Here is a 10,519-nt window from a genome sequence, read left to right on the forward strand (position 1 = left end):
GCTTCGATCTCAGTTGCTTGGCGTTGTGGTGCGGCCGTCGATCCACTTCTGGAACATCACCGAGGTCGATTCCTCGAAACCCAGCGACTGGTAGAACGCATTGGCCTGCTCATTGCCGCGCCGGACCAGCAGCTGGAGCTTCAAAATTCCAGCCGCGCGCAGCCAGTCTTCGGCCGCGGCCATGATGACGCGGCCGTAGCCACGCTTCCGGCTATCCGGATCGACGGCGACGTAATAGACCCAGCCGCGATGGCCGTCATGGCCGACCATGACGGTGGCGACGATGGCGCCGTTGTCGCGGCCGAGCAGGATGGTGGAATTGTCGCGCCGTCGCGCCAGCGCGATGTCGGCATGCGGATCGTTCCACGGCCGCGTCAGCCCGCAGCGCTGCCACAGCGCGACCACGGGCTCGACTTCGGCCTCGGTGATCGCGTCGATGTTGAGCGCACTCACAGCACTTTTCCCGGGTTCATGATTCCAAGCGGATCGAGCATCGCCTTGAGCTGTCGCATCAACTCAATTGCGGTCTTGTCCTTCACGTCGGGCAACTCGTCGCGCTTGAGCACGCCGATGCCGTGCTCCGCCGAGATCGAGCCGCCCATACGCAGCACGATGGCGAACACGACCGCGTTCATCTCGTGCCAGCGCGCCAGATAGTCCGCGGTGTTGGCGCCGATGGGCTGGCTGACATTGTAGTGCAGATTGCCGTCGCCGAGATGGCCGAACGGCACCGGCCGCGCGCCGGGAATCAGCTTCACCACGGCTTCATTGGCCTCGGCGATGAAGGCCGGCACGGTGGCCACCGGCACGGAGATGTCGTGCTTGATCGAGCCGCCCTCCGGCTTTTGTGCTGACGACATTTCGTCGCGCAGCTTCCAGAAGCCAGCGCGCTGGGTGAGATTGGCCGCGATCACCGCGTCGTCGACGATCTCGTCCTCCATGGCGCGGCCGAGGATCGTTTCCAGCGGCGTCCGGGCGTCATCGCCGGGCGACGACAATTCCATCAGCACGTACCAGGCATGCTTTTGCGCGAGCGGATCGCGCACGTCGATGCCGTGGCGGATCGAGAAATCGACCGCCATCTCCGAGAGCAGCTCGAAGCTCGTCAGCGCATTGGCGGCCTCGCTTTGCGCGATCGCCAGCAGCTTCAGCGCGGCGTCCGGCGACTTCAGCCCGACGAAGGCGGTCTCGATCGACCGCGGCTTCGGAAACAGCTTCAGCGTCGCCGCCGTGATGATGCCGAGCGTGCCTTCGGCGCCGATGAACAGGTTGTGCAGATTGTAGCCGGTGTTGTCCTTCTTCAGCTTCGACAGCACGTTGAGCACGCGACCGTCCGCCAGCACCACCTCGAGCCCCAGCGCCATCTCGCGCGCGACGCCATAGGCCAGCGCGGCCGTGCCGCCGGCATTGGTCGAGAGATTGCCGCCGATGGTGCAGCTGCCCTCCGCCCCCAGCGACAGCGGAAACAGCCGGTCCACGTCCGCGGCCTTCTGCTGCGCGATCTGCAGCACGACGCCGGCCTCGCAGGTCATAGTGTTGGAGGCGGTGTCGATCTCGCGGATCTTGTCGAGCCGGCGCAGCGACACCACCACCTCGCCATTGTGCGGGGTCTGGCCGCCGACGAGCCCGGTGTTGCCGCCCTGTGGCACCAGCGCGATCCTGTGCTCGGAGGCGAGCTTGCAGATTGCGGCGACTTCCGCGGTCGAGCCCGGGCGCAGCACCAGCGGCGAGCGGCCGTGGAATAGATTGCGCTCTTCGGTGACGTAGGCCTCGATGTCGGCTACATCGGTGATGGCGTGCCTCTCGCCGACGATCTTGCGGAATTGTTCGATCAGCTCGGGCGCAAGCGGAGGGGTGGCGGGATGATTAATGTTCATTGTCTTGTCTCTTGCTTCGCTCTTATCGCGCCACAGCCGCCCGGCGCAGCCGGTCGTTGATCGCTTCGCCCAGATCCTCTTCGGGGATCGCCATCACGGCGATCGCCCGCGGCCCCCTGGCATCGAGGGCGCGAAGATAGCCGAACAGATTGGCGGCGGCTTCATCGAGATCGCCGGTGGGCGACAAATTCATGACGGCGACGGCGGCCTCCAGACCAGGCAGGCGCGCCGGGCCGAACGCCAGCAGCGCTTCGCCCGGCGCGACGTCCAGCGCATTGAGCCGCACATGGGCGTGTGGCGCGTAATGCGAGGCCAGCATGCCCGGCGCCAGCGGCTGGCTGTCTTCGCTGTCGGTCTCCGCGGGCAGTCGCGCCAGCGCTGCACCAAGCACGGCCTCGATCCGCTCGCGAGACAGCCCGCCGGGCCGCAGCAGCATCGGCGCCGCAAAACAGCCGACGATCGTCGATTCGACGCCGACCGTAACAGGCCCGCCGTCGACGATCAGGTCGATCCGCCCCGCAAGGTCGCTCTCGACATGGGCCGCCAGCGTCGGCGAGACGTGGCCGGAGATGTTGGCGGACGGCGCCACCACCGCCCCGCCAAAGGCGCGCAGGATCGCCTGCGCCACCGGATGGGCCGGAATGCGGATCGCGACCGTGTCGAGGCCCGCGGTGGCAAGCTCGGCCACCGGGCAGTTTTCCGTCTTCGGCACCACCAGCGTCAGCGGCCCCGGCCAGAACGCCTCCGCAAGGCGCAAGGCGCAGGCGTCGAATCGTCCGATCCTGCGCGCGGCCGCGAGGTCGGCGACATGCGCGATCAGCGGATTGAAGGCCGGCCGCCCCTTGGCGGCGTAAAGATGGGCGATGGCACTGGCATTTCCGGCGTCCGCCCCGAGCCCGTAGACCGTCTCGGTCGGGAACGCGACCAGCCCGCCGGCTGCCAATGTCCGGGCGGCAGCTTCCGCGCCGGCCTCGCCGGCCGGTAAAATCAGCGTTTCAAGACCCGTTTTCACAGGGATAAGATTCCTCAGCTCGGCCGCTTGCGGTGCGCCAAACCCGACGCTATAAGCCGGCCTCTTGTCGGAGTGTGGCTCAGCCCGGTAGAGCACTGCGTTCGGGACGCAGGGGTCGCAGGTTCGAATCCTGCCACTCCGACCATTTTTCAAGCACTTATAGTTTCCGGGGTGCCGTTGCGCAATGAAATGCGCAACGAAACGGCCTTTCGCCTCCGGGGGATAACGCGCTTGCTGCCTCTTCCTCAAGCGTGGGTTGTGACATATCAGCTTTCGCAGGGAGGGCTGAGTGTCGAGTCCATTTCAGAGGATTGTTCTTTTAAATCGATTGGTTGCAAGGTCGATTTCGAAGGCTCCGAGCCACGCCAAAGTTCCGATCGTCTCCGGCAAGAGCATGTTCGATGCTCTTGAGGAGCGAAAGAAAGCAACGTGGGCGATTGAATTTTTCGGCAAGTCTGAGACTGAGAGGGAGTCCGAAGAGACGGACGAAGAGCGCAAAATCCGAAGCGCCGGATTGAACTTCATCTGGCTCCGAGACTTCAAGTCTCATACACGCGATGGTTTTCGCTACTATAACCTTCTGCTGGAATACGTTGATCAACAAAAGACATCATTTTCGGTAGTCGATACCGCAAATTTGAATGGGCGGGATATCTCAGGCCACGAGAATGAACGCGGATGCGTGTCAGCGCATGTGGTCGTTCGCACCCCAGTCGTCGCCGTTGACAGTGGCGACTACCGATGTGTGATTGAGGTTGCACACTCGATAAACCGGAAAATGATCGAAGATTTCCTGTGTCGGCAACTTCGCCGATGGGCAACGCAGGATGAGCTTTCATTTGATGTGGCGGTGCCAGATCCGAAACGCGGAAATGTGCTCAAGCCCTACCGATACAATCCCCGCCTGGAACTTCACGCCGACGTCGGTCGAAACGTCGGGTTTGCCACTGGACCGGGTGCTGAAATTTCCTATTTAACGTTTACGAAGAGCCATGAAAAGCAATCGATCGCCGGTAAAACCCATGTGATCAATGAGGAATTTGACGCCCAAGTCCAATTGAAGGTGTCCGCCAAGCAGGGACCGAAGGACCCCAAAGCGCGTTTCGAATGGATGAACGCCCTGCGAAGCTACTACACACAGCGCGGGTACAAGACTAAGGTGTCATTCCGGCATGTAAACGGTACGATGATCACCGGGGCGTTGCCGAATGCACTTGCCGGCGCTTCGGATCTGATGATCTGCACGAAAGATGTAATATCTCTCCAGGCGGCCAGAGAGTGGTACACGACGGTCAACCGCGATGTCGTGAAACAGATGGAAGCCTTGCTGGACAAAGACGCGCTATGGAAAGGTCACGGATAGAGTATTTGGATGTAGAACAGGGCGGTACGCATTCGCGGCTGCGCCTGCTTGCTCCGATCCGCTACCTTTCTATCCGTCATCCAGAGAAGCGGCGCTATGACGTGGTCATTCCATTATGCGTCGCACTGGCGGCATGGATCGTTTACGTAGGCGTCCAACCACGCGCCCCACTGTTTGGCGATGCTGGTTTGTTGCGGTTTGCCAGAGACCTGTTGATCATGGCTGTACCATTCATGGTGGGAGCGCTGGCGGCAGTATCGATGGGCGCGCCAGGTAACAACATTGATCGAAGGCCAATGGGATTTGAGCTTTGGCTGGACAATGACGCTCTGACTATGCGCCAATTCCTTTGCTTTCTGCTAGGTTATCTGAGCTTCTTGGGCCTTGTGACCCTATTCGCTGTCGTAGGCGCTGCCTTGATGAGGGAGGCGGTTATCAGTTGGACAGCAAGTGCTCCGTTAGCTCGAACAGCGGTCTGGGCAATCGGCAGCTTGATCCTGTCTATGCTTCTATCTTTCTTGTCGGTGACCGTATTTTGGTCGCTCTATTTTCTGACAGATGTTGCTAACCGCAAGGGGAATTAGCGTCGTCCCCCAAACGCTTCGGCTGCCTCTTCCTGGAAATCTGGATGGTGATGGCCATAGTTGGCTTCCAGCTGCTCCACGGTCATCCCAAGCCAGCCAGCGGCCTCCCACATATCGACGCCAGCTTGCATGAGCCAAGTCGCGGCGGTGTGGCGCAGGGAGTGGCGAACCACATCATCGCCCAGCCCCGCATCCTCCAGAATTCCTTCCCAAGCCGACCTGATCTTCCCCGCAAGCGGCTGGCCATCGTGCATGCGGTTGACGACGAAGCGTATCTGCTCGCCGTTCCTCATGACGCCCGCCGCTCTGAGTTCGGAGGAGCGCCTCTCGTCGATTTTACGCCAGCGGACTAGGTGAGGGCGCAGCCGGCTGGCGATCTTCGCAGGCGGGCGTCGCTTCTTGGTCGACCGCTCCAAGGCTCCCTTACCTTGGTACACCATCGCGTCCAGATTCATCCAAGGATGAGTCGTTGTCGGTAGCCACTGCGTGCGGCGGATCGTCTCTTCGCGACGCGCGCTGTAAATACCCACCAACGTGAAACGCGCCGCCGGATAGCGACGGCGGATGATCCACCGCTCACGTCTGAAGAGCTTGCCATCTTCACTTCGCTTCCAGGTCTCTCGCTCATTGTCCCACACGTAACCAATCGCTGCTCCAAGCAAGCGAGCGGCTTCATTGCGGGTTAGCCATCGGTGACGCCCCTCTGCCTTTGGAGGCAAAGTGATCTTTGGGACCACGCTAAGTGTGTGTTCTGCGTGATAGGCGTTCAACGCAGCCCGCAAATCCTCAAGTCGGCGTCGCGCGGTCTGATCCGAGACCGAGCTGTTGCGGGGCTTGATACCTGCCTTTCTGTTGTTCTCGTTCGGCGTGCCCGTAGACCAGTCTACGAAATCGCGACAGAGTTGGGCTTTGAGCTCGCTGACCGTCTTGTCGCCAAAGAAGGTGTTGAGGTCGAGCAAGCGAATGAGCAGCAGATCGTGTTGTGCCCACGCGCGTTGGTCGCCCTTATCCTTGGGGCGCTTTGAAATTTCGTAAGCGGTGAGTACATCAGCTATGGCGAGGGCGCACGGGTCAGTGGCACCGATTGTACTAGTGTGCCGCCCGCCGATGTATGTTTCGAGTGCCTTCGCAGCGCCATCAATGTCGTCGCGGCTGCAGCCTGTGCGGATCTGGCGGCCGCGATCGAGGATGATCCAGGTCTCATCGTCCTCTCGGAACCAGAGTCGCGGTGGCTTGGCTTTGCGGCCCGGCATGACGGCTTGACCAGTTTGCGGATGGCGCGGGGTGTGGTCAAATCTTTGCCTGCAACTTTGGCAATTTCAAGAGTCCCACTCGCTGCGGCCCTGCGCAACGATGATAAGGTCAATGGACCGTGCGGAAAAAATACGGTGGCGGCCTCGACCAGTGTCATCACTTCGTCCTCCCCCCATTGTGCAGGATCGGGTCGGGCTTTCGCGCGAGCGAGTCTATCGTTCTTACGCTTCGGCATATCTTGAACGCGGTACTTGTCAGTGCGGCGAGGCCTTCGGATCGGCCACCCGTCGAAGGTGTATGCGAAATCTGCTCTTCGAGAAGCGCGCCTCTGCATACGTGCGGCAATTGGCGGTTTCCGAGTGCAATTCGGACAATTCGAGACTCTTAATCAGCGGGTCCCAGGTTCGAGCCCTGATGCGCCCACCAAGTCCTTCAAGCACTTAGCCGACTTCACCGTTTGAGAAGTGCCAACTAAAACGGTTTTTCAAACGGTGTTTTTGCGCGCCGGTCGAACGGCCCGCTCTCTACAATGTGATCGGCGCAGGGGCACACGCCGCCAGCGGTCGATCGTTCAGAGAGGCAAGCGACAAAAGTGAAAGTGTCCTCCACCGCCGAACTCGTTTTGCGATGATCATCAATTGGATTGACTTAGCACTCTCAACGCTGAAACAGGGGTTCGATTCCCCTAGGGAGCGCCAGCGGCTCTAGAAGCGCTGAGAATTCAAAAACATCTAGCAAATCATGGCTTTGACTGCGCATTTTGACAACGGCCCTATGGTGTAATCTGGGACCGGCAACGGGGTGGTGGCTAGACCTTATCGAGCTATGAACTGCTGGTGCGTACTCTCAAAACCATTCAATTGGCATCTCTTCTACGAGGGCCCGGGTATAGGCGGCGGCAACGAGAGCTGCATAATTTTGCCAAATGTCGTTCTTGTGCTCGTCGCAGTAATCACAAATTCCTCTAACGACAAACACATCCTTCGCGTGAGACCACGCTGCATTCTGTAAGCCACTAGCCTCCATCTCGACGGCGCGGATGTTGAATTCATCGCGAAGTTGATCGCGGGTCGCATCGTGCTTAAGCAGCGTATCGGCCGTTCCGATGGCGCCCCCAAATACTCTCGGCACGTCGTCCGTGTTCGATGGCGGGTGCACCACGAGCTTCCCGTTCGCGCGCAGGATGTCCGTGTCGGCAGGCGGGCGAGAGAAATATTCCCCGAGCTTAATTAACCCATGCGCCAAGATTGTCTCCCACGGACGCTCGCTCATCAACTCACGTGTTGCTATCTGAGCTGCTGCCTGTAGCAATTTCGCCGATGGACGTTGCAGCGAACTCCGTATTTTTCGCCCTTCTCGAGTTTCTTTCACAAAGTCATACTCGATAATCCCGGCGTTGCTCGAAAATACGATGTCTCCTAAACGTACGTGTTCATCTGCCTTCTCTGGATTGGGACAGCCACCCGCGATGCCAACCATCACAACGTGCTCAATGGTCGGGAAGGACCGAAGAGCGTTCGTTGTGACCGTAGCTGCGTTTGCCTTGCCAACCCCAGCCGAAGCCAAAATAATGTCCCGTCGATCGGACGCGTTTACAAATGCTCCGACGCAATAAAGGTTACTGTCATTCTCTTTTCCTAGCGAGTTCGTCTCATCGAGCGTTGCTCGCACGGCCGCGTTCTCCTTCGGTAGTGCGGTGATAATGAGAACTTTTGCGGCGCTCGCGCGTTCAGCCACTCCAATGGGGCGTGCGCTAGATTGCTTTTCAATGCGAAACAAATCTTGCCCTTCTGCATCATATTCGATGCGCTTCATCGCAAGGTAAAGTGATGTGTTGCGTGCAGCGGCTTCCAGTCGAGCACGCGTGAGAGAGCCAGCAGCGGCGGCTTGGTAGGCCTGCAGGGCAGGTCCGGCGTACGCACTACAGTTGTCAGCATTTCTTGCCATGTGTTCCAGCAGGCGTTGCTTGACACGATCGGCATCCTCATCGTTGAGCCAATCCATGACGAGAGTTTCTAGGCCGTCGAAATACACGCTCCGTAGTCCCGTAGCCAATCCCACTCGTGCTTCCGCTGATGGATCTTCAGAGCCAAGCACTAAGAAGTCATAATTATCCTGAGCGGTTTGGACGTCCTTTACGGCTAGCTGATAGACGTACTTTCTAACATTTGGTGGTTTCGCATCAACATCGTGCAGCGGGAGCCGCAAGTTTTTCAAAGTCAGCCTGGGGTTTTCGTATGTCGCCCAAACTGAGTATTGAGCAACGATGGGGTCTGGATGCGAATTCAGTTCCCCAATAGCGTCATAGTTCGCCACATTGAGCGAAAATAGATGCTCGGGCGCCTTATCTAGGCCGACAAGTATTCCTGCCAGACGCAATTCAGGTTCATCAGCATAATCAATGTGTACGCGGGCGATGCGAAGTTCGCTTTGAAAGTGGCCGCTGTGTTGTACAGCAGCCAAGAGAATTGCGCCTTCTATTGGTAGGTCTGCACGTTGGAGCTCCTGCCGAGCTTGCTCCACCGGCAACAGCGCACACAGCGCAGAAACGCCCGCTGCTAGGATGTCAGGATCGTTCCGGTTTCGCTGAATTGCCTCGGTAATTGCCCTCACGTTGTGTTGGCTACCGACCAAAGCGAGAGCGTTGAGCGCCCACCGTTTGACCTTCGGGGCTTCATCGTGCAGCAGGCCCATCAGGTGGATAGCTATTCGCTCAGGATCGCGATGTTGCAACCCCTGTCGATAGAGCTTTGAGAGGCGTTGCAGGCCAATTTTCTTGCTCTCGGGATCGCGATCACCAATGAGCAGCTCTACATAGGCGGCTTCCGTGGGATCGAGGTATCGACTATTCCGCCGAGGCTGCATCGGAACACCGCGCCTCGCTCCACAGCAGGCCACCTATGTTTTCCAGGATCAGCCGGGACCAAGGATCGAAGTCCTCATAATGATTTACCGGAGAATGCAAATTGTGCCACGCCAGATCATTGATGGCTAAACGCCGAGTGATTGGTTCGAGCCATTCCGGCGCGTGAAAAGCAACAACGCCCAGTAGGTTTGAGGGATTTGGGTTTGTCTCTTGCGAGCAAACGAAGCCTTTCAGTTCCGCCCCGCCCGAAAGGTCACGATCTGCGCCAAGGTGGAGGTCAACCCAGAGCGCCCGCATGCCACTCGACACGATGCCATGATCGGCTTGATCGAAAAGGGTTAGATCATCGTGGACCACAGGACAGAAAAAGCCCAGCGAGCGCTTCTGCAAGAAGTTATCACGATCCTCACGATACCGACCATGGCGGTAAGTGAGAACGAGATCATCGCGAAGCACTAGTACGAATGACCAAACCAAAACATCATTGACTTCTCGCTCATGCGAACTTGAGGCATAGTGATAGCGTCGCGTCTGCAACAGCCGAAGCACGTCGCTTGGCTCGACGATTGCACGATTGCACAATACGTCTGCGCTGGACCGGTCGAAGGCGAGCGCTTGATGGTAGGCGAGTTCCCTACGTCTGCGCCTTGCTACGATCGGCGTCCGGTAATCTGCAGGTATTTCCGGATCGGTCAGGAACTCTCGCAAGAAAAAATAGCCCGGCCGGGTGCGGAAGAACGCACTGCGCTCTCTGTGGAAGAGAATGTCCTCGCTCAAACGCGCTTGCAGGGTCTTGTGCTGGGTCTTCCCATACAGCGAGGATGGCACGATGCCAGCTGAGAGACCTCGCCTTAGTATTTCCCGTGGCGGCAGCGGTCGCCGTGCTTCGCGCAGCACGCGGCTTGCGATGTCTAGATAGGCGTCCACGGGCGATTGTTTCCGGTGAGGCGTACAACGCTAACAGGTATGCGCCACGCCATCAATCGCGCAAGCTCACGGTTTCCCCAGTGCCGAAGTATTGCGGCGTGGTAGCACGATGTGGTAGCAACTGCGCAGCAGTAAGGCTTGTTTTCTGTTGTTTTTCAATGCCTTGGGTAGGCGTTCTTAGTTTCCCCTAGGGAGCGCCATCCGTCAAGTAAAATCCATAATTTCTATGGAGTTACCGACGGTAGCTGGCTAACAGTAAGCGCTTAGCCGCAACCCTATTGAGGCTGGCTTGACGTTTTGCGGAATCGCCACGGCATGAGGTCTTCGATGCGGCTATGGGGATGGCCGTCGATGATCGTCTCGAGTGTTTCGGCGATGTAGGCGGCCGGGTTGACGTCGTTGAGCTTGCAGGTGGCGACGATCGAGGCGAGCAAGGCCCAGTTTTCGGCTCCGACCTCATGACCGGCGAAGAGCGCATTTTTTCTGGTCAGGCAGACTGGCCGGATGGCGTTCTCGACAGGGTTCGTGTCGAGCTCGAGGCGCCCGTCTTCGAGGAAGCGGGTCAAACCTTGCCAGTGATTGAGCGCGTAGCGGATGTCCTCGGCGAGCGTCGAACCGCTGGAGATCATCGACAGC

Annotated in this window: 9 protein-coding genes and 2 tRNA genes; 4 read left to right on the forward strand and 7 right to left on the reverse strand. The window is 58.9% G+C overall.

What is annotated here, in order from left to right; genetic code table 11:
• Window positions 1–9 precede the first annotated feature (9 nt).
• The 3 genes from IVB13_RS21890 to IVB13_RS21900 are packed head-to-tail and all read right to left on the reverse strand — an operon-like array spanning window position 10 to window position 2,889.
• Window positions 10–453, reverse strand: coding sequence for a GNAT family acetyltransferase (locus IVB13_RS21890; RefSeq protein ID WP_247490404.1), 444 nt, complete (start codon window positions 451–453; stop codon window positions 10–12).
• Window positions 450–1,877: an FAD-binding oxidoreductase gene (locus IVB13_RS21895; protein WP_247490405.1), complete on the reverse strand. Its 1,428-nt coding sequence runs from the start codon at window positions 1,875–1,877 to the stop codon at window positions 450–452. The genes IVB13_RS21890 and IVB13_RS21895 overlap by 4 nt, the downstream gene beginning before the upstream one ends.
• Window positions 1,878–1,899: 22 nt before the next feature.
• Window positions 1,900–2,889: an L-threonylcarbamoyladenylate synthase gene (locus IVB13_RS21900; RefSeq protein WP_026233666.1), complete on the reverse strand. Its 990-nt coding sequence runs from the start codon at window positions 2,887–2,889 to the stop codon at window positions 1,900–1,902.
• A 68-nt stretch (window positions 2,890–2,957) separates the two neighbouring features.
• Here IVB13_RS21900 and IVB13_RS21905 point away from each other — a divergent pair.
• The 3 genes from IVB13_RS21905 to IVB13_RS21915 all read left to right on the forward strand — a co-directional run bounded on the left by IVB13_RS21905 (window position 2,958) and on the right by IVB13_RS21915 (window position 4,836).
• Window positions 2,958–3,034: transfer RNA gene (locus IVB13_RS21905), tRNA-Pro, on the forward strand.
• A 144-nt stretch (window positions 3,035–3,178) separates the two neighbouring features.
• Window positions 3,179–4,252, forward strand: a complete 1,074-nt coding sequence (locus IVB13_RS21910; protein WP_247490407.1) for a hypothetical protein — start codon at window positions 3,179–3,181, stop codon at window positions 4,250–4,252.
• 5 nt (window positions 4,253–4,257) lie between these two features.
• The gene (locus IVB13_RS21915; protein WP_247490409.1) at window positions 4,258–4,836 is read left to right on the forward strand and encodes a hypothetical protein; all 579 of its coding nucleotides are present in this window, start codon (window positions 4,258–4,260) and stop codon (window positions 4,834–4,836) included.
• On the opposite strand, the gene IVB13_RS21920 is transcribed toward IVB13_RS21915, so the two are convergent.
• Entirely contained in the window at window positions 4,833–6,089 is a 1,257-nt protein-coding gene (locus IVB13_RS21920; RefSeq protein ID WP_247490411.1) for a tyrosine-type recombinase/integrase, read from the reverse strand. The genes IVB13_RS21915 and IVB13_RS21920 overlap by 4 nt on opposite strands.
• Before the next feature lie 629 nt (window positions 6,090–6,718).
• On the opposite strand from IVB13_RS21920, the gene IVB13_RS21925 reads away from it, so the two are divergent.
• Window positions 6,719–6,788, forward strand: a tRNA-Glu gene (locus tag IVB13_RS21925).
• Window positions 6,789–6,936: 148 nt separating this feature from the next.
• Here the strand turns inward: IVB13_RS21925 and IVB13_RS21930 are convergent.
• The 3 genes from IVB13_RS21930 to IVB13_RS21940 form a co-directional block, all read right to left on the reverse strand.
• A complete protein-coding gene (locus IVB13_RS21930) occupies window positions 6,937–8,955 on the reverse strand; it encodes a 5'-methylthioadenosine/S-adenosylhomocysteine nucleosidase (RefSeq protein WP_247490413.1) in 2,019 nt (672 codons plus the stop codon).
• Complete coding sequence (locus IVB13_RS21935) at window positions 8,936–9,883, reverse strand: winged helix-turn-helix domain-containing protein (protein WP_247490415.1); 948 nt, start codon at window positions 9,881–9,883, stop codon at window positions 8,936–8,938. The genes IVB13_RS21930 and IVB13_RS21935 overlap by 20 nt, the downstream gene beginning before the upstream one ends.
• 275 nt (window positions 9,884–10,158) lie before the next feature.
• Window positions 10,159–10,519 (reverse strand): transposase (locus IVB13_RS21940; protein ID WP_247490417.1); only part of this gene is annotated, 361 nt, incomplete at its 5' end.

The organism is Bradyrhizobium sp. 17 (assembly GCF_023073515.1).
In the GTDB taxonomy this organism is placed as follows: domain Bacteria; phylum Pseudomonadota; class Alphaproteobacteria; order Rhizobiales; family Xanthobacteraceae; genus Bradyrhizobium; species Bradyrhizobium canariense_D.